A 17,935-nucleotide genomic window follows, 5' to 3' on the forward strand; every position below is an offset into this window, starting at 1 on the left:
AGGGAATAGGCCTGGGCGGCCATGGGAGCCGCCGCGGGGTAACTGCCCGGAGATGAACCAGGTCGTGAAGACCATCCGGGCCTGGCTGGACGAGACCGGGACGAGCGTCACCACCCTCCACAAACTGCTGGTCGGCGAGCACTTCCAGGACGGTGTCGTCCCCAGCATCAAGAAGCTGCGGAACCAGCTGAACGGCATCGGCACACCATTCGGCCTGGTCGAGGCCGTCGCGGATGTCTGCTTCCCCGACGAACCGCAGTCGATGACAGAGCGCCGTCTCGCTCCGTTGAGACCGCTGTGGGAGGTCGCGCAGGAGCCTCCGGCCTCAGCAGGTGCTGACCTGATGGTCCTCACGCAGAAACTGCTGGACGAGAAGGACCGCACGATCCGGCTCCAGCAGGAGATCGAACGACACCGTCGGGCCTTCCACGCTAGCGAGCAGGGGCGCTTCCAAGCACTCCAGCTGGCCACCTTCCTGTTCGGAATGCTGGGGCGCACACAAGCCCAGGTCGTCGAGCTCCGTCGAGAAGCGGATGCCTTGCGGGGCCTTCCTGTCCCAGAGCTGGAGCGCGCCACGGCCGACCACCGCCTCCAGCGGGCCGTTCAGCAGGAAAGCGGTCTGCGTCGCGCTCTTCAGCGCGCTGAGCAGGAGCGAGCCACCGCTCAGCAGGTGGCCGATCACGCAGCCCGCCGTATCCGGGCCCTGCAAGCGGCGATCGCTTCCCTCGGAGACGGCCAGGGCAGCGACGACGGACTGCTGGGCACCCCCGACACGACGTTGCCCGAAGTCGCGGCGACCGCGAGCACCAACGACGCGATGCTCGATGAGGTCGACCAGGTGCTCGCCAAGGCCGATGACTTCCTCGATCGTGAACATCAAGCCGTGCGTGACGCAGCCGAGGAGATCGGCTGGCCGTCGCTGCCCGGTTCCGCAGAGGACAGCAGCGGTGCTTTGTTCGCAACAACCGGGAACAACATCGGCGACCTGCCACAGGACGTCGCGGGCCCCAAGCAGCTCTCCCGGTATCGGGAGACGACCCGGACCAAGTTCATCGGCTCGGCCACCCGCCGGATCGCCCGAGGCGTCGACGTGGAGGAGATCGTGCTCGGCCTGTGCCGAGCCTCGGTCCCGGCCTTCGCCGACGCCATCCTGGTCTACCTGCTCGACCCGATGCCGGTCGGCGACGACATGCCCGTCTTCCCCTTGATGCTCAAGCTCCGCCGCACCGACCACATGCCCGAACACCCGGCCTTCGACAACACCAAGGCCCCGGACACGGCCGACCCAGGCGGCTTATTGCTCCCGCTTCTGGCCGGCGCCACACCGTCCCTCGAGGTAAGAGGGAACGGGCCGCTGGCCGAGGTGATGCGCGGGGTGCGGCCGGTCTTCGCCGAGTCCGAGGTCCACAGGGCGGCGCTGCGTGAGCTGACCCCCACCGGCACGATCCCCGAGGGGCGACGGGCGATCATCGCCCCGCTGCGCGGCCGGCGCCGAGCAATCGGCGTCGCAATCTTCCTCCGACTACCCGATCGCGAGCCGTTCGAGCAGGATGATTTCCAGGTCGCGGCGCAGCTGGCAACGCACTCGGCGCTCGGCGTCGACAAGGCCATGCTGTACGGCCGCGAGGTGTCCATCGCCGACGAACTCCAACGCACCATGCTGCCGGACGATCTTCCAGCATGCGTCGGCGTGCGGCTGGCGAGCCGTTACATGCCGGCCGCCCAGTCCTCCCGCGTCGGTGGCGACTGGTACGACGCCATCCCGCTGCCCGGCGGCCGAGTGGCGTTGGTCGTGGGCGACGTGATGGGCCACTCCACCACATCGGCTGCCATCATGGGGCAGCTGCGCACCACGCTGCGCACACTGGCCGGACTCGACCTGCCGCCGCAGGAAGTGCTGCACCAGCTCGACGAGGAAGTGCAACGGCTCGGCACGGACCGGATGGCCACCTGCCTCTACTCCGTCTACGACCCGGTTGCACGCCGGATCACCGCCGCCAACGCCGGCCACCCGCCGCCCGTGCTGCTGCACGTCGACGGCTCGACCGAGCTGGTCGAACTCCCGCCCAACGTGCCGATCGGCGTCGGCGGCGTGGACTTCGACATGGTCGAATTCGAGGCGCCAGTTGACGCTACCCTGCTGCTCTACACCGACGGCCTAGTCGAGTCCCGCGTCAGGGACGCGTGGACCGGGGTCGAGCACCTACGGATGAAAGTGGCCGGCCTTTCAGACCTTGTGCCCACTGGGACAACCATGCCGCTGGACTCCCTGTGCGATGGCGTCCTGGACATCGTGGGCCCAGGCGACCGAGACGACGACATCGTCCTCCTCGCCGCCAGACTCGAGGGCATCGCCCCCGAGAACGTGGCGTTTCGCCGCCTGAACCCCACCGCGGAGTCGCTACGCCAGGCTCGTCGCCTGGTGCGGGACACACTGGAGAACTGGGCTCTGTCGGACTTGTGCGATACCGCGGAGCTGCTGATTAGCGAGGTGGTGACCAACGCCGTCCGCTATGCCGAACGCCCCGTCACCGTCCGCCTCCTGCGCACGGACACTTTGCGCTGCGAGGTTGCCGACGATGTGCCCCAGATGCCACGACTGAGAAAGTTCAAGCCGGTCGACGATGTCGGGCGGGGCCTCCACGTCGTCGAGCAACTGGCCGAGCGCTGGGGTGCGACGCGCCTGTCCACCGGAAAGGTCGTCTGGTTCGAACTCGCGCTGCCGACGCCATAGCCTGCCCGCCTGGGCTCCACCCGCGACGGCTCGCGCGACCAACGAGCCATCCGAGCGAGTGGTGATTGGACGACCTAGCGACTCCGATTTGTTGCCAACGTGTCTCGGCATCCCCAGTACCCTACTCGCCGACGCGTCGACCGCTCTCCACGGAAGGTACGTCCAGGACAGGGCAGGAGACCGGCTGCGCCCGAACCGGCGGAAGCACCGCGCACGCTACTTCGCCCTGCGAGCCGCGGGCAGCGGTTACCTGATGTCGCACGGCCGTGGCGGCCCGCCGGTCGACCACTCGTCTGCGCGGTTTGGTCGAGGGATCGCTGGACGGCCTTGCGGCTGAAGGCGGCGAGCTGAGGGCGACGCTGTTGTAGACGGCCATGATGTGGATGCGACGAATCCACAGTAACCAGTCCCAACCCGGCGACTGTCAAGCAAGACCAGCGACACCCCGCGTCAACCAAGTACTGGACCTGCACACGTCACTCCGAGGGGGCGGTGAACCGCCGGCGCTCTGCGAACGGCCAGGTGTCTCTCGCCGCGGAGGCGAAAGAGGTTGGTCCTTCCGCAAGGCGGCTGAGGATACCGAGGAGGAGCTTATGGGAGATGGCCAGGAGGGGGCCGTGTTCCTGGGCGGTGTGGTGGAGAAAGGAAGCGCAGCGTTGGGCGCGGGTGTGGAGGTCGGTGAGGCTTTCGCCGTCCTCGCAACGCAGCGTGGGGTTGGTGAGTCGGTGTTCTCGCCACGCGCGGTAGGCGGGTGGGTAGGTGTCGGGGGTGCGGCCGAGCACGATGCTCGGGGCTCGCCACTCTGCGAGGAGGCCGGATGTGGCGACGACCGGCAGTCCCGTAAGGTGCGCAATGACGGAGGCCGTCTGGCGGGCGCGCATGACCGGGCTGGTGACGATGGCCGTGATATCAGCTGGGAGGGGCAGAGAGCGGTGTACCTGCTCGTCCCCCTCTCGGGTCAGTGCCGCGTCGGGTGGGGCGTGGTACCCGGCTCTGTGGCCATCGTAGGCGCCGTGACGCATGAGCCAGATGTCAGCCAAGGATCCAGCCCCCATCGACACGCAGCGTCTGGCCGGTGATGAAGCCGGCGTCGTCGGAGGCGAGGAAGGCGACGGCGGCGGCGATGTCGGCCGGGCTTCCTCGGCGCTTGACGCACTGTCTGGCGAGCTGCCGGGTGTTCATGGCTTCCGGGTCGTCGACGACCGCATCCTCAGCGGGCACGCGGATGGACCCGGGTGCCACGCAGTTGGCGGTGATGCCGGTGGGGCCGAGTTCCCGGGCGAGGGCGCGCGTGAGTCCTTCAAGTCCAGCCTTGGCGCTGATGTAACCGGTGAGGTCGTGGCGGCCTGCGGCGGCGAGGACGGAGCCGATCGTGATGATGCGCCCGTGCCCGCTGGCGGTCATGGCGGGGGTGAGTTCGCGGGCGAGGAGGAAGTGGCTGGTCAGGTTGGTGTCGAGTGCGTCGCTCCAGTGGTCGGGGGTCGTCTCCGTCCACGGGACGCGGGGGTAGGCGCCGGCGTTGCTGACGAGGATGTCGATCGGCCCGAGCTGTTCGTGCGCGTGTTGGCAGAGTGCGCGTACGGCATCCGGGTCGCGGAGGTCGGCTTCCAGCGGCATGGCGGTTCCGCCGGCGCGCGTGATGTGCTCGGCGAGGGCCGTGGCGGCGGGATGGTCGCCGAGGTGAGCGATGACGACGGCGGCGCCGTCGGCCGCGAGGCGCTGGGCGATGACCCGGCCGATGCCGCCGGTGGCCCCGGTGACCAGGGCGGCGTGGCCGTTCAGAGGGCCGGGCACGGCGACTCCAGCGGGGAGAAGAAGGTGGCCGGGTGGAAGCCCGGGCTCATGGTCTCGGCCAGTCGTGCGAGGAGGACGAGCCGGTCCTCGGGGTTCAGGTCGGCGAGGTTGTAGACGCCGAGGATGCGCATGGCCACATAGGGGCGGAACAGCTTGGCGAGGTCGTGGCCGGGCCAGAGTCGTTCGGCGACCGGCTGGACGAGTTGGTGCCAGTAGGCGGCTACGGCGGCTCGCCGAGGTGCTGAGAGGCGCGGGGTGTAGTCGATGTGGATGGTGCGGGTCGTGTGGTTGGGCTCGGCTCGCCGTATCAGGGGGGTGTTGGCTGGGGTGCGGGCGAAGGTGGCTGGGTGGTCGGTGAAGGCGGCCGGGTTGTATCTGGGGACGAGCCATCCGCCGAGGGCGGAGGTGTACCAGAGGAAGTTCGCAAACTCGCCGGGGATGCTGTTGGTGCCGGCGGTGTCGTAGTCGAGCCAGGCCAGGGGGTGGGCGAGGTTGACGTCGGTGGGGTCGCCTTGGGTGAGGGCTGCCCAGACTGGTTCGGTCGTGCCGAAGTGAGTGCGGAGCCAGCGGAGGGTGGCGGCCCAGTGCAGGTGGAGCCGCTGGCCGTTGACCAGCAGGGTGTAGGTGTCGAGGTGGGAGACCGGGGTGTCGATGAGGCCGTCCGCGACGGGGAAGTCCGCCCCGCCGTAGTAGGCGTCGAGTCGACCGCCGGCTACCGCCCGGTCCCAGTACAGCTTGCGCACCACGTGGGCCGGATCGGTCAGCCGCGCCGTTGCGAGGATGACGTCGTGGTACGCGGTCGTGAGCTGGTGCATGTAGGCGTGGAGCTCGCTGGTGGGCTCGTCGGTGTTGAGCAGGTCGAGCAGGAGCCCCTGGTCCTTTCCACCGGGAAGCCGTTCATATGCGAGGAGGTGTCCGCCGGGTACGCGCAGGTGGCCGCGGAGGGCGGGTACGCGGTAGTGCTGGGCCAGGCAGGCGTGGCCTCGGATCTCCTTGCGGGCTTCGGCCGGGTCGCGCGTGTACTTGAGGAGGAGACGGTGGCCGAGGATGTCGATGGGGCAGAGCAGGTTGCGGGTGAAGCGCCGCACTGGCCCGATCCTCATGCGCGTTGGTCCAGTCATCGCCGCCCCTCGCTCAGCAGGTCAAGGCAGAGCCGGGCCAGCGAGGCGGGTGTGAAGGCGTCCATGTGGACGTTCGTGCCCGGGGCGAGGGCGTCGCGTACGGGGCACAGGTCGCCCTGGTGCATGCGATCGGACAGAGCGGTGGCGACGGCATGGTGGTTCGGCAGCCCGGTACGCCACTTGCTGTGGCTGTGCCGCGCGTACAGGCCCACGATCGGCGGGCCCACGCCGTCGGGTCCGCACGTCATCGCGGCGAGGTGAGTGAGTCCGGTGTCGTTGCCGACGATCAGGCGACAGTGCGGGAACAAGTCGGCGAGTTGGTCGGCCGGCACCCCGTCGAGGTGCAGGACCTGGACGGGCTGCGACGCGTCTGCCGCGGCGACGTGGACGCCGCTGTCCGTGAGGCCGCCGATGATCAGCAGTCGGACCTGCGTCTGCTCGGCCATGGCGATGCGTTCGGCGAGTTCGGTGAAGCGCCGGGCGGTGTAGTCCTTGCGCTCGGGCCAGCTGGTGGCGGTGATGGCGGCTATGGTCAGGCCGTCCAGCCAGCCCGCGGAACGCAACTGCTCGACGAACGCGCTCGGTGCTGTGGCCAGAAGGGGGGCGAACGGAGCAGTGCTGGGCAGGCGGACTCCGAGGCGGCGTTCCAGCGCCAGGTAGTAGCGGGCGGGCAGGTCCGGGTGGGCGCGGCCGTCGCTCGACCAGCATGGCGGAGCGGCGGGGTCGCATACGAGGCTTACCGCGGTCTCCACAGCACGTCCTTCGACTGCGGCCCGATCGCCGATGACAGCACGCCGGCCGTGGGAGGCGGTGACCGGAGATCGCGCGGCCAGGCCGGAGCGGGCGATCAGCCCGGCGTACGGCCCCACAGCCCGGACGGTTACGGGGGCCGAGCGCAGCTTCAGCCAGTCGGTGAGCGCGCGGGCGGCGGCGAGGGCGAGGAGGGTGTCTCCGAGCTTGCCCTGGAAGTTGACCTCGACCTCGTCGCAGGTGTTGAGACGGTAAACGAGTTCCGAGGCCGCGGGGATCGGAAGCGGAGCACCGGCGGGAATGCTTACGCGGTCGTATCCGAGGGGGGTGGTGTGCACCGTCTCGGCAGGGACGATCTGCGCCCCGGGGCGGAACCCAACACTGGCCGGGGCGAGCGCGGTCATGCCGCCTCGATCGTGGTGAGGGAGACGAGGGGGAGATCGAGGTCCGTGAGCAGGGCGCGGGCCCCGCGCGTGGTGTCCTCCACAAGGCAGGCCGCCGCCAGTGGTATGGCACCCACCTCACGGAGTCGGCGCGTGAGGTCGGCCAGGGTGCGGCCGGTGGTGATCTCGTCGTCCACGAGGACGATCCGCTGTCCGGGGGCGATGCCGTAGGCGAAGACATCAGTACGCATCGCGTGCGGCTCGCTGAAGCGGACCGCGCCGTCGAGCGGTAGGTGCAGCTTCCAAGCGATCTTGTACGGCAGTCGCGCGGCGGTGGAGAGGGCGACGGTGGGCAAGATCCCGCCGGCATCCAGGCCAAGAAGGAAGTCAACCGCGCCGGTGACGCTGGGCAGTTGTGCTCGCAGACACTCCCAGAGGCGGTTCCCCGTGGCTGCCAGCGCATCGGGGCGGACCGGGTCTTCGAGTCCGTCCAGGGAGTGGACGACGCGCTCGCGTCGACTGGCCGCGCCGACGCCGAGACGTTCGACGATGCGCGCGGAGAACGGTGGCACGGCGAGGGTTTCGGGCATGGCGAAGCTCCTGCGGGCGAAGGAAGGGGAGGAAGCGGTGGTGCGGAGGCTGGTTCAGGCAGCGACCTGCGCGGCGTACCAGGTCAGAAGGCGGTCGACAGCGACGGTGACGGGCTTGAGCACCGTCTCGCGGTCGTCGTCGCCCCAGGCGGTGGCGATCTCGGCAAGAGAGGGCACGCGGAACGCGGGGAATCCGGGCATCCGGGAGGCCGCCGTGAGGATGCGGTCGGGGCCGGTCTCCCACTGGTTGTGCTCGCGCAGCAGGAGACGACAGGCCAGGACGAGGTGCTTGTACAGCTGCCGCACGGCATCCGGTCCGGCGGTGGCGCGCAGGCGGCGCATGGTGAGGATGACCTGCGGGAGTTCACGGACTGCGGCCAGGGCCAGTTCATCGCGGGTGATGGCCGGCAGCTCGATGTCAGGTGCGGCGTGCAGAACTGGATTCCCCTGCTGGAGCTGGTGCAGGGCGAAGGCGAGACGCGGGGTGAGGTGCCGTGCGGTCAGTTCGCCGGGGGTGACGAGGGTGGGGCCGACCGAGGTGACGCCCTCCAGAGCGGTCCGGTACTGCTCGAGCACCTCGTGGATCCGGTGGGTCGCCTCGTGCTCGGCGACCACGAGCACATCCAGGTCCGACCAGCCGGCGATCCAGGTGCCCTCGCCTGGACTGCCGGTGAGGGCGGCGAGCCGCACGCCAGGGCTGTGCACGCGGATGGCATCGACGAAGTCGGCCGTGGCCGCGGCGACGACGGCTGGCAGACCGAGCCCGTACGGCGTGGCGACGCGCAGCGTTGTGGGGGCAGGCGGGGCGGCGATGCGCTTCAGCTGGGCGCGCAGGGCGGCGATGCTGCCGGAGTTGTCGATCACATGGTCGGCGAGCGCGGCAACCTGGTGGGCGCCACGGCTCATCTTGACCTCGTCCTTGGCTGCGACGGCCTGCGGCGCCGTCCCGGACCGCTCGACCCGCACGGCGAAGGCGGCGTCCAGGTAGACGATCTGCAGCCTCTCGCCCATGAGTTTCTTGAGTTCGGCGATCGAGGCGTCGTCGTGGACGGACTCGATGGTGAACAGCCGTATGCCAACGTGCCCTTCGGCAAAGCGATTCAGCTCGTCGAGCAGCAACTCGGCCTGCCGTCGGGCAGAGAGCGCGTACGGGTCGGCGAGACCGCGACGGTGGGCGGCCTGGCGCAGCAGGAATCCGATCTTCAGCCGCTGGGCGCCGCAGGTGTCACGGACGAATTCGGCACTGGTGCTCTTGCCGCACTCGCTCAGCCCGCCGAAGGCCAGGACGCGCCCTAAACGATGGCTCGGCTTGATGACTGTGGCCACGGCGTCGTCCTGGCCGTAGAGCTTGTAGCGGGCCGGCACGGGCAAGCGTCTCCCGCCGGCGAGGACGTCACCGACGAGGGCGTCGAGCGCGGCGCACAGCTCCTCGAGCTGGCGGTGCAGGGCGGGGACGCGGCGGTGGGTCAACTCGTCTCGCGCCGAGGCGCGTTCGCTGTGCCAGATCCGCAGGGTGAGTACCGAGAGCCGGTCAACGACCGAGGCAAGGGTCTCGGTGTGCGGCGGCGCGTCGGCAGGCACCGAGCCCGCGAGCGTCCCGAGGATCTCGTCGGCCCGTTCGGCAAGCACGTTGCGTTCGGCGTTGAGCTGGTCGATCTCGCGCTTGCGATCGGCGACCTGGTCGGCGGTCAGCGAGGTGCCGCGCACGCGGTCTTCGGTGTCCCACAGACGCGCGTTGACGATGTGGAGCCGGGTGACGGCGTCGTCCAAGCGCTGCCGGTCCTTGACCGGCAGACCGGCTATAGCGCGGGTCAGGCCCGGCGGAATCACGAGCGGCGGGGTGTGCTGGGTCATCGAGGGTTCCCGTCTTTCAACGGTGGGGCCGACAGGTAGGTGCCGACGCGGGCGAGCACTTCGGCGTGGACGTCGTCGCGGGTACGGTCCTCGCAGTCCACGACGGCTGTGTACGCGCCCTGGTCGGCTTGCAGCAGGAGGACCGCGTGCAAGGTTCTCTGGTAGGTGGGGTAGACGCCGGTCCAGGGGCGCCCCTCCCGGGCACTGGTGATCGCGTAGCTGCGATTGGGGTCGATGGAGGGCAGCAGGAGGATCGAGGTCTCCGACAGTGCGGTCCGTGGATCCGCGATGCCGGTCACCGTGTCCAGAGCTTCCCGCACCGTCAGCCCGTCCTTGACCGCGCAGGTCGCCGCGGCCACGGCCAGGAGCATGGGCAGGCCTCGGTCGAGCAGCCCCGTACGGCCGGCTTCCCGAGCTGCGGCCCGCTTGGTATGCCCGACCAGCAGCATCTCCGTCAGCTCCGCGGTCGTGGACGTCTCGAACCACCATCGGGCGTAGTCCCCGGCCACTACCCGTGCCCACGGCTTGGGATCATGGTCGTGGATCGCGCCCAGCGGCTGGAAGTGGGGCCGGCGCTCGGCCAGAAGCCGCAGCTGGGTCGTCTTGCCGACGTTGTCAGGGCCGTTGAGGCTGACGAAAGCCGGCGCCACGGCCTGCATCGGTGATCACGCCTCGCGGATCGGCGTGTCAAGCACCGAGACGACAGCGGCGGTGTTGGCGGCGATGAACTCAGCCAACTGCGGGGGCATCAGGTTGAGTTCGCCGACGGCCTCGGCTGTGAACGGAACCCGGACCACCTCGTAGCTGCCCCGTTCCGGCTTGCTGAACTCCGTGCCGGTGCGGGCGGCAAGGTGCATCGACTCCAGAAGCGCGGCGAAGATGTGCTGGACGCCGATGCCGCCGTCGACCTCGTCGGTGATCAGGTGGACCAGTTCGGCCCGCTTCAGCTTGCCGCCGAGCTCTTCGAACACCTCGCGGTGCAGCGCCGCTTCGATGGTCGGATCGTCGTCCTCGACTCCGCCGCCCACCGTCACCCAGTACGGCTCCCTGCCCGGCTTGATGCGCTTGATCAGCACCAGGCTGTCGCCGTCGAGGAGGATGGCGCGGGCACTACGCTTGACGATGTCGGTCATACCGTGGGTTCCTTTGAGTCGCGGTGCAGGAGCAGTCGGGCGGAAGGCCGCCTCGCGGCAGCAGGCTCTTCGGCCTAGCGCATCCAGCATGGGGCAGTCGGTGGCCTGTGTGTGACGTACGAGTGCTGCACCGGTGCTGCACCACCGCCGAACACGGGCTGGGGATTCGGCCGCTCACGCGCGGTCTCAGGGAAGGACGACGACCTCGCGTTTCGTGCCGAGTCGAGCACACACCGGCAGCAGCCGGGACACAATGACGTGGACCGATCCAGCACCGATCCCAAGCACAGGAGGCCGCCCGCCATGCCTGATCAACTCCGCGACGATATGCGGGAGGCGCGCAGGGCATCCGGCATGGCATGGTCGAAGTTCGCTCGTGAAGCGGGATTTGGCGAGGCGTACCTGCGCAACGTGGAGAACGGGAACCGGTCGGTAACCTCGGGTGTCGCCGCCGCCTACGACAGAGTGCTGCACACCGGCGGCACCTTCACTGCGGCGCTGCACGACACGAGTTCGACGGTCGCCAAGACCCTGCCGTGGGACCAGCCAGGGAGCCTGACCGTTCTCGCCGACCTGTTGAAGGGGAGCAGTGTGGATCGTCGAGGTTTCCTGTCGGCCGGAGCGGCGCTCTCGGTGTCGGCGAGCAACTGGTCCGAGGCCCTGGAGCCGACCCGGACCAACGACAGTCCCGCCCTTCTCCCCAGCGGCCCGGCGCTGTTAGCCCATGTCGACGATCGCCTCGACTATCTCCGGCACCTCGATGACGAGCTCGGCAGCGGCGAGGTCTACCAACTGGCCCGCAGCGAACTGTCCCTGATCGTCAAGCTGATCACGTCGCGCCGCTACGGCGGTGCGACCGTGGACTACTTGCATACGATGGCGGCCGAGGCGGCTCGGCAGGTCGCGTGGGCGGCCTTCGACCAGAGCCGCCCCGGCGTTGCACAGCGCTTCTTCGACGGCTCCCTCCGGGCCTCCGCCGAGGCCGGCGATCCAATCAGCGGGGCCTATGCGCTCTCGTTCGCCGCGATCCAGTGCTACTCCACCCCCGGGCAGGCGGGCAGGGCGGTATCGCTTCTGGAGACGGCACAAGCGCAGGTGAAGCGGAAGGCGACTCCACGCATGCACGCCATGCTGGCCGCCCGGACCGCCCGGGCGCTGTCGAAGACCGGCGCGAAGAAGGAGTGCGCCCGCCACCTCCACGTCGCCCGCGCGGCACTGGACAAGGGACCACACGACGACGACCCGAAGACCCTGTACTGGGTGGACTTCGGCGAGATCGAAATGATCGCCGGCTCGGCCGCCTTGCATCTCGGAGACCCGGCAGAGGCACTACGCCGCTTCGAGGCCGCCATGAAGGCGTCGTACCCGGGCGACGAGGAGTATCCGCGCAGCCACGCGATCTACCTCGCCCGCGCCGCCGAGGCACATCTCGCCCTCCACGACTTGGACGCCTCGGTCGCCACCGCACGCCACGCAGCCCGATGCCTCGGCTCAGTGGACTCCGCCCGCTCGGCCTCCGAGCTGAAGGGCCTCCGCGAGAAGCTGACGCCCCACACCGGGCACACGGCCGTGCGCGAGTTCCTAGAGGTCGGATAGACCCAGCATCTCGCGGAGACGCTTGGCCGCTACCTTCTCGTCCAGCGCCAGCAGCGGCGTTATGCCCAGACCGTGGGCGGCGACAAGATTCTCTTCGCTGTCGTCGACGAACAGGCACCGCTCAGCCGGCACGCCGAGCTTGTCGAGCACCAGTCGGAAGATGACGGGGTCGGGCTTGCGTACTCCATAGTCCGCAGAGAGCACGACCTCGTCGAAGGTATTGTGCAAGTCGAACCCCGCGTAAGGGTCGTAAGGTTCCCGCCCCAGGCTGTTGGACAACACCGCGGTCTTGATCCCGGCAGCGCGTGCCTGCCGCGCGGCCTTGAGTACCTGGTGGGCAGGGAACGCGTCGTGGAGGTAGCGGGCCATCAGGTTGTCGGGTGAGGTGCCGATCAGGGCGGCGAACCCGCTGTTCCACTCTGTCTGGCTGATCTTGCCGAGTTCGAGCTGGCGGAAGAGTTCCTGCCCGCGTGGGTCGGCCCAGGCTCGAAGAAACGTTCCCCGGGCGATTCTCTCCCGGTCTTCGAAGTATGAGATCACCTCGACCATGTTGAAGGTCAAGACCCCGAAGAAGTCGAAGATCACGCCACCGAACTTGGGCTCGCTCATCGCCATTCCCAAAGCCTACGGTCCGCAGGGAAGGAGCAGCAGCCCCTCATGCGTGACGTGCACCCAGCGACGGACAAGGAGGTCGACACCTCGGGAGACCAGCCCTCGGTCAGCCGAGCCCAGTCAGCCTCGCTCATCGGCGGCCTGCCCGGGTGATCCCGGCCGCCTCCACCGGCGGCGCCGAGCGGCAGCCGCGACGAGCGCCTGAGCGGTCGGCGTTCAGGTGGGATCGCCGGACATCACCGTCGCGTGTCCGCGCCGGAGCTGATAGACAGGAAGCATGGATCTGGGGGTGACCGGAATGGCCGACAGCCGGACGGACCATGCCGCTGCCGCAGCGCACGACTTCCGGGCTGTCCTCGCAGACGGCGACGAGTTCCTTGACTACCGCCGCAGCATCTGGGAGCTCCAAGAGGGCGGCGACATCCTCACCGCGTGCGCGTGCGGATGGAGGAATCGGCACCGGGGTCCCCGGTGGCCGTACGACGGCCCTCCTCGTCCCTACCACGACTCCGTGGAGATGGACTCGTGGTTCTCCCATTGGAAGCAGTACCACCTGTGGGCGTACCAACGGCACCTTCGCGAGGCTGGAGTCTTGGAACCGGCGGTGGCGACGGTCAGTGACCTGGCCAGGGGTGTGATCGCCTCGGTGCACCTGCTGCTCGACCTGGCCTCGGACGATCCCGAGCGCGTGATCGGCGAGATGGAGGCCGTGTTCGAGGCGCTGCGCGAGGAGCGGGTACGACTGGAGAGCGCCACAGTGCGCGTCCTCCTCGGAGAGTCGGATGAGTCCGAGATCGCCGACCAGCCCGATCTCGACTTCGGCCCCTCGCTGCCCCACGACGTGGCGGCGGGGATACGGCTGCTGCTGGCCCGAACCGCTGGCCCGGAGGCCGCCGGCAACCTCGAACGGAGGGCCGTGGAGTTGACCGCGAACAAGCTGGGCCGTTTCGTACGGGCGACCACGTCCCTCGCACGCGAGGCGGACGTGGCGTAGGGGTGAGGTCCGATCGGGTCACGACCGTGGAGCTGGCGGTGGGCTGGCAGTTGGCCAACTCGTTGTTGGCGCGACAGTGGGTCTCCCGGGTCCACGAACATGCTTCCGTGAGGCGGGCGGTGTGGACGGAAGCGCGCCATGGAGCTTCGGGTGGTTGCCTTCTCGGCAGGGGTAGGTTGTCGCTGTGAATGCGGAGGTTAGCCTGCGGCAGACGGTTCAGCTGGCGCATGGCACGGATGCTGATGACACCTGGAGAGCCGCGGTTCGACGGGCCAGTCGTCTTGTTGGCCGGCAGTGGCCGGAGCACGACTGGAGTAGCGCCCTCACTCACTCCTTGCAGGCCCTGGGGCTGGTGCTGTACATCCTCGATCCTGATGAGGACCTGGACGACACGGCCATCAGAGCTGCGGTCACACCGTTCGTTCAGATTGATGGTTGGCCGAATCCGAAGACCACCCATACAGCGGTGTCCTGGGTTGGCTTGATCGCCGGCCTCCCGCAGGATGATCCGCGACGCCCGGTCGCTGACAAGCTCACGACCCGAGTGGACACGTGGGATGTGGGGTACGGGGAGTCGCCGGCGGCGTTCGTGCCTGATCCTCGCGCGCCGCTGATGCCGGCGTTGGAGTGGCTGTGGTTCTGCGGCTTCGGCGGGCAGGCTACCGCGCCCGACTCGCCCGGGCCCGGGTTGACCGCGGAAGGCGATCATCCGCAACGGCGCGAAGAGGACGGTTTGGCGTGAGCTACCGACACGTGTCCGTGGAGGCGCGGTGCCGGTCTGCGCGCGCCTGCCACTGGCTACTCCTCGAAAGTGTCGGTAACGGACTTCGCTCAGGCGCCGACTGAGGAAGCTCTCGCACGGAGCGGCCCGATTGTTGCTGGTAAGGAGAGGTCCTCCGAGATCTCGGAAGGGTGGGGCATGATGAACCCGAGACGTAATCTGCCGATCGCCATAAGCCTGTTGCTGCCGGAGAACGCACCATCCCGCTGGGGAGACTCGGTGGCTCGCGCCGGGCAGCTCCTGCAGCCCGCCTGGCCCGTCGACCCCTCTCATCTGACGGCGCTGGCCTACATCGTGTACTCGACCGCGAGCTCGGATCGGCGCGCACCGGCCGAGGTGTCGCCGAGCGACGTGCTCGAGGCGATCGGAGCCGCGGTCGATGCCCCCGATTCGCTTGCCCAGTCGATCAAGCAGTCACTTATCGAGGCCGGGCACGAGGACGACTTCGTTGGGCGGCAGTTCTCGAAGCTCAGCGCCCTGGAGTACTTTGAGGAATTCGACGACTTCTCCTGTACGCCGCCCGGCCCTTCCCTTCTCGCCCGTGCCCTGCCGCGTCTGGCGATCCATCTGGAATCGATCCGTGCAGAGGAGTTGCCGCCCGGCCCGGCGCCGGCCGGGCCGTTCTCCCTCTCCATCTCGGGCCTCGTTCACGTGGTGGGACGTTACGGGTCGATGAGGGGCACCTTCGTCCTGCGGTGCGAGGTCTGCCAGGAAAGTAAGAAGTCGTTGATCACCGTACGGGGCCCCGATGTCGTCATCGCCTGCAACGCGGGGCACGTCCATCGCTCGCCCCACCTTTCTGCGGTGCATGTGCGCCGGGCAGCGGCTGCCCATGGGCAACTCGCGCTGCTCGCGGAGGCCACGGCATCGAATCCAGTTGAGTCAATCTCGGTGAAGGGTGACCTGGAAGTCGCCGTTCCCTCCATGCCCGAGGACGCAGACCCGACCACCGTGATGCCCTGGGCCGCCGCCAACAGGGCGTGACCCCCAGGTCGGCGGCAACCGCCTGGACGGCAGGTTCAGCATGTCTGTGACGCCGTTGAGTGGCTCCAGCATGTCGGCCTCAGGCACACCCGTTCACCGTGAGCCGTGGGGCGGCTTCGTGAGGCCCGAACCAGCTCCGCCGGGGCCGGAATTGATTCTCGTCGAGCTGAAAGTGTGACCGTTGGCGTGAGGGCATTGGCATGATGGTCGGCATGCCCATGGACACCGACGGCTTTGTTGAGGACGACGACGCGGCCTGCGTTCCGGTCGCCGATGCGCTGACTGGCGATGTGCGCGTGTTGGCCGAACGGTGTTCGACGTGCATCCTTCGGCCGGGCAATCCTTACCGCCGCACGATGCCGCAGACGGTCCGCGACATGATCGCTGAGGCCGCGGCCGTGGAAGGGCATGTGACGTGCCACAAGACACTTCCCGGAGTGGCACCCGCTGGTGTTGAACCTGCCATCTGCCGTGGCTATGCGGATGCTCACGGTCATCGATCGTTGGCATTGCGGTTCGGGGCTGCTCTGGGAACCCTCCGCGAACTGCCTCCACCTCCGTGATGGCAGCTATGTGACTACGCTGAACGGGTGGACAATTTCTTCGCTCGTGTCCGGTCTCGGAGCTGGCCCTGGCCGGAAGGCCGGGAAGACCTTCACTGGCACATCCTGCCGCCCCGTGGCGAGATCAACCGCCTGGTGCGCGGCTACAGCACGGTCACGCACCATCAGGGCCTTATCCCCGTGCCGGTGGAGTGGACGCACGTGACCGTGCTGCACTCCGCCCCGCTCGGCGAGGTCACAGCCGACCAGGTGGAGGAGGTCACCACCCGGGTGAGGAAGGCGTGCGCGACGGTCGCGCCGTTCGAGTTGACCGTCGGGCGCCCCTCCGTGGGTACGGTCGCCATCGAGTGTCCGGCATGGCCGGGACCACTGGCCCGCCCGCTATGGCAGATCACCGCGCAAGCGAGCCGCGACGTGTGGCAGGACGCCTACCCGACGTTGCCCGCCAAGTACTACCCCCACCTCTCGGTGGCCTACGCCGGGGAGAACGCCAGCGAGGCCGACCGCACCGATCTCAAGGTCGCCCTGTCCGACTGCGGCGATGTCGGCACGGTGACGTTCACCGTGGACAAGCTCTGGCTCGTCGCACAGCGGCATGACGGGCGGCACATCACCTGGCGCGTACTCGACCAGGTCCTCCTCGGCAGGTGATGAGCCGGCCAGCAGCCGCGGGGACGTCGGCGACAAGGTCCACCAGCGCGAGGGCGTACCTGCGCAGGCGCCGATGTCCGGCGTCGTTCTCTCCCCCTACACCAGCGCGGTGTGTGGATGGGTGGCGGCCTCGTCTTCGTCTCCGGTCACGGCCCTGGTCCAGGAGAGGGTGACCCGGCTGTGCTTCTTGTCGATGACCCGCCGCAACGGTCCCTGGGGCAGCTGATCATCGGGGGTGCCGGCCGGGTGGATGGTGATGCGTGGCCCGGGGCCGCCGCGGTGCTCGGTCTCCCAGGTCCGCACGTGGTCCGCGAGCGTTTCGGCGAAGGCCGGCGCGGAAGGGCCGAGGGCGTGTGCACCGAACTCGACCCGGTTGTCGTCGTCGGTGCGGCGGTGGGTGAGGTACCCGAAGCCGTGCCCGTCGACAGCGGCCAGCGAGAACCAGGTGTTGCTCGGGGCCACGAGGCCGGTGTCGAGGTCGGTGTCGACGGTCATGATGCAGAAGTCGTCCAGCACCGTGGCCAGGTACATCTGGAGCGTGTCGATCACCTCCATGCGGCCAACCGTTACCCCCGTCCACACCTCGGCGCGAGGCGTGCGCACGGTGTTGTCCAGCAGCCCGGTCTGCCGGGGTGAGCCGTCGTCGAACCGGAGGACGATCTCCTCACTTCCGTTGACCAGCAGCACCTGCCCGTCGTGCTGGTCTTCTCCCCGCATGGGGACGAAGCCACAGACGCGCGAGGAGGTGCTGGCCAGGTGGCCTCCAGCGTGCTGGAGACCGAGAGCGCGGGTGAGGTTCCTGATCCGCAGCGGCACGACCAAGCGCCCGCCGTCGGTCAACTGCTCGCACCACGCGGGCGGGATGTCCCAGGCTCCGGCCGTGACCAGGATCCTGTCGTACGGGGCATGTTCGGGGACTCCGCCGGCGGCGTCGGCCTGCACGACCCGAACCTGTCGGTAGCCGTTGGCCCTCAGCAGGCCCTCGGCGCGGGCCACGATGTCCGGGTCGATATCGACGGTGGTGACCTCGCCGCCGGGGCCGACCAGTTCCGCGAGGTACGCGGCGTTCAAGCCGCCAGAGCCGATCTCGAGTACCCGCATCCCGGGCTGGATGTCGGCTTGTTCCAGCATCATCGCCTGGACCTGGGGCGCGGAGACGGAGCTGATAGCGGCGCCGTCCTCGTTCCTCTTGGTCACCACGGCGGTGAAGGCGTCGTAGGCGGCCTCCAACGACGCCTCCGGCACGAACGCGTGCCGAGGGACCTGTCGCATCACCGCCTCCACGGGCTTGGAGACGATGTCACCGCTCGCGCGGAGCTGGTCAACGGCCCTATCCCGCAGCTGCGCGGCTCGGTTGTCGTCAACGACGACGTCACTCATCAGGGATTTCCCCTC

17 protein-coding genes are annotated in these 17,935 nt (G+C 68.8%); 7 read left to right on the forward strand and 10 right to left on the reverse strand.

The genetic code is table 11. From position 1 onward, the window contains the following. Window positions 1-817 precede the first annotated feature (817 nt). Window positions 818-2,734: a SpoIIE family protein phosphatase gene (locus ACFWI8_RS21455; RefSeq protein WP_387094053.1), complete on the forward strand. Its 1,917-nt coding sequence runs from the start codon at window positions 818-820 to the stop codon at window positions 2,732-2,734. 476 nt (window positions 2,735-3,210) lie between these two features. Here the strand turns inward: ACFWI8_RS21455 and ACFWI8_RS21460 are convergent, their stop codons facing one another. The 8 genes from ACFWI8_RS21460 to ACFWI8_RS21495 are packed head-to-tail and all read right to left on the reverse strand — an operon-like array spanning window position 3,211 to window position 10,359. After that, window positions 3,211-3,789 carry a histidine phosphatase family protein gene (locus tag ACFWI8_RS21460; RefSeq protein ID WP_387093907.1) on the reverse strand — a complete coding sequence of 193 codons (579 nt, stop codon included), beginning with the start codon at window positions 3,787-3,789 and terminating at the stop codon, window positions 3,211-3,213. Next, window positions 3,767-4,528, reverse strand: coding sequence for an SDR family NAD(P)-dependent oxidoreductase (locus ACFWI8_RS21465; RefSeq protein ID WP_387093910.1), 762 nt, complete (start codon window positions 4,526-4,528; stop codon window positions 3,767-3,769). The genes ACFWI8_RS21460 and ACFWI8_RS21465 overlap by 23 nt, the downstream gene beginning before the upstream one ends. Then, window positions 4,513-5,631: a hypothetical protein gene (locus ACFWI8_RS21470; protein WP_387093913.1), complete on the reverse strand. Its 1,119-nt coding sequence runs from the start codon at window positions 5,629-5,631 to the stop codon at window positions 4,513-4,515. The genes ACFWI8_RS21465 and ACFWI8_RS21470 overlap by 16 nt, the downstream gene beginning before the upstream one ends. Window positions 5,632-5,645: 14 nt before the next feature. After that, complete coding sequence (locus ACFWI8_RS21475; protein ID WP_387093916.1) at window positions 5,646-6,803, reverse strand: glycosyltransferase family 9 protein; 1,158 nt, start codon at window positions 6,801-6,803, stop codon at window positions 5,646-5,648. Beyond that, window positions 6,800-7,372 carry a phosphoribosyltransferase domain-containing protein gene (locus ACFWI8_RS21480; protein ID WP_387093918.1) on the reverse strand — a complete coding sequence of 191 codons (573 nt, stop codon included), beginning with the start codon at window positions 7,370-7,372 and terminating at the stop codon, window positions 6,800-6,802. Before ACFWI8_RS21480 ends, ACFWI8_RS21475 begins: the two co-directional genes overlap by 4 nt. A 54-nt stretch (window positions 7,373-7,426) precedes the next feature. Next, a complete protein-coding gene (locus ACFWI8_RS21485) occupies window positions 7,427-9,226 on the reverse strand; it encodes a DUF4254 domain-containing protein (RefSeq protein ID WP_387093921.1) in 1,800 nt (599 codons plus the stop codon). Further along, window positions 9,223-9,885 (reverse strand): hypothetical protein, encoded by a 663-nt coding sequence (locus tag ACFWI8_RS21490; RefSeq protein ID WP_387093923.1) that lies wholly within the window; start codon window positions 9,883-9,885, stop codon window positions 9,223-9,225. The genes ACFWI8_RS21485 and ACFWI8_RS21490 overlap by 4 nt, the downstream gene beginning before the upstream one ends. 6 nt (window positions 9,886-9,891) lie before the next feature. After that, window positions 9,892-10,359, reverse strand: coding sequence for an NUDIX domain-containing protein (locus ACFWI8_RS21495; RefSeq protein ID WP_387093926.1), 468 nt, complete (start codon window positions 10,357-10,359; stop codon window positions 9,892-9,894). A 303-nt stretch (window positions 10,360-10,662) separates the two neighbouring features. Here ACFWI8_RS21495 and ACFWI8_RS21500 point away from each other — a divergent pair, with 303 nt between their 5' ends. Then, the gene (locus tag ACFWI8_RS21500; RefSeq protein WP_387093929.1) at window positions 10,663-11,955 is read left to right on the forward strand and encodes a helix-turn-helix domain-containing protein; all 1,293 of its coding nucleotides are present in this window, start codon (window positions 10,663-10,665) and stop codon (window positions 11,953-11,955) included. On the opposite strand, the gene ACFWI8_RS21505 is transcribed toward ACFWI8_RS21500, so the two are convergent. Further along, window positions 11,941-12,570 carry an HAD family hydrolase gene (locus ACFWI8_RS21505; RefSeq protein ID WP_387093931.1) on the reverse strand — a complete coding sequence of 210 codons (630 nt, stop codon included), beginning with the start codon at window positions 12,568-12,570 and terminating at the stop codon, window positions 11,941-11,943. The genes ACFWI8_RS21500 and ACFWI8_RS21505 overlap by 15 nt on opposite strands. 601 nt (window positions 12,571-13,171) lie before the next feature. Here ACFWI8_RS21505 and ACFWI8_RS21510 point away from each other — a divergent pair. The 5 genes from ACFWI8_RS21510 to ACFWI8_RS21530 all read left to right on the forward strand — a co-directional run bounded on the left by ACFWI8_RS21510 (window position 13,172) and on the right by ACFWI8_RS21530 (window position 16,540). Next, window positions 13,172-13,561, forward strand: coding sequence for a hypothetical protein (locus ACFWI8_RS21510; RefSeq protein WP_387093933.1), 390 nt, complete (start codon window positions 13,172-13,174; stop codon window positions 13,559-13,561). A gap of 184 nt (window positions 13,562-13,745) precedes the next feature. Next, complete coding sequence (locus tag ACFWI8_RS21515; RefSeq protein ID WP_387093936.1) at window positions 13,746-14,303, forward strand: hypothetical protein; 558 nt, start codon at window positions 13,746-13,748, stop codon at window positions 14,301-14,303. A gap of 177 nt (window positions 14,304-14,480) precedes the next feature. Continuing rightward, window positions 14,481-15,326, forward strand: a complete 846-nt coding sequence (locus ACFWI8_RS21520) for a hypothetical protein (protein WP_387093939.1) — start codon at window positions 14,481-14,483, stop codon at window positions 15,324-15,326. 212 nt (window positions 15,327-15,538) lie between these two features. Beyond that, a complete protein-coding gene (locus tag ACFWI8_RS21525) occupies window positions 15,539-15,889 on the forward strand; it encodes a hypothetical protein (protein WP_387093942.1) in 351 nt (116 codons plus the stop codon). A 186-nt stretch (window positions 15,890-16,075) separates the two neighbouring features. Beyond that, entirely contained in the window at window positions 16,076-16,540 is a 465-nt protein-coding gene (locus ACFWI8_RS21530) for a 2'-5' RNA ligase family protein (protein ID WP_387093945.1), read from the forward strand. Window positions 16,541-16,636: 96 nt separating this feature from the next. Here ACFWI8_RS21530 and fxlM read toward each other — a convergent pair whose 3' ends face one another. Further along, the gene (fxlM, locus tag ACFWI8_RS21535) at window positions 16,637-17,920 is read right to left on the reverse strand and encodes a methyltransferase, FxLD system (RefSeq protein ID WP_387093948.1); all 1,284 of its coding nucleotides are present in this window, start codon (window positions 17,918-17,920) and stop codon (window positions 16,637-16,639) included. Between the last annotated feature and the right edge of the window lie 15 nt (window positions 17,921-17,935).

It is taken from the genome of Streptomyces sp. NPDC127098, from assembly GCF_042722465.1.
Taxonomy (GTDB): domain Bacteria; phylum Actinomycetota; class Actinomycetes; order Streptomycetales; family Streptomycetaceae; genus Streptomyces; species Streptomyces millisiae.

Bases quoted from the DNA above. Each gene is read 5' to 3' on its own strand.
- ACFWI8_RS21455 (WP_387094053.1), top strand. From the start codon at position 818: ATGCTCGATGAGGTCGACCAGGTGCTCGCCAAGGCCGATGACTTCCTC.
- ACFWI8_RS21470 (WP_387093913.1), bottom strand. From the start codon at position 5,631: ATGAGGATCGGGCCAGTGCGGCGCTTCACCCGCAACCTGCTCTGCCCC.
- ACFWI8_RS21495 (WP_387093926.1), bottom strand. From the start codon at position 10,359: ATGACCGACATCGTCAAGCGTAGTGCCCGCGCCATCCTCCTCGACGGC.
- fxlM (WP_387093948.1), bottom strand. From the start codon at position 17,920: ATGAGTGACGTCGTCGTTGACGACAACCGAGCCGCGCAGCTGCGGGAT.
- ACFWI8_RS21490 (WP_387093923.1), bottom strand. From the start codon at position 9,885: ATGCAGGCCGTGGCGCCGGCTTTCGTCAGCCTCAACGGCCCTGACAAC.
- ACFWI8_RS21485 (WP_387093921.1), bottom strand. From the start codon at position 9,226: ATGACCCAGCACACCCCGCCGCTCGTGATTCCGCCGGGCCTGACCCGC.
- ACFWI8_RS21520 (WP_387093939.1), top strand. From the start codon at position 14,481: ATGATGAACCCGAGACGTAATCTGCCGATCGCCATAAGCCTGTTGCTG.
- ACFWI8_RS21480 (WP_387093918.1), bottom strand. From the start codon at position 7,372: ATGCCCGAAACCCTCGCCGTGCCACCGTTCTCCGCGCGCATCGTCGAA.
- ACFWI8_RS21475 (WP_387093916.1), bottom strand. From the start codon at position 6,803: ATGACCGCGCTCGCCCCGGCCAGTGTTGGGTTCCGCCCCGGGGCGCAG.
- ACFWI8_RS21505 (WP_387093931.1), bottom strand. From the start codon at position 12,570: ATGGCGATGAGCGAGCCCAAGTTCGGTGGCGTGATCTTCGACTTCTTC.
- ACFWI8_RS21500 (WP_387093929.1), top strand. From the start codon at position 10,663: ATGCCTGATCAACTCCGCGACGATATGCGGGAGGCGCGCAGGGCATCC.
- ACFWI8_RS21525 (WP_387093942.1), top strand. From the start codon at position 15,539: ATGCCCATGGACACCGACGGCTTTGTTGAGGACGACGACGCGGCCTGC.
- ACFWI8_RS21460 (WP_387093907.1), bottom strand. From the start codon at position 3,789: ATGGGGGCTGGATCCTTGGCTGACATCTGGCTCATGCGTCACGGCGCC.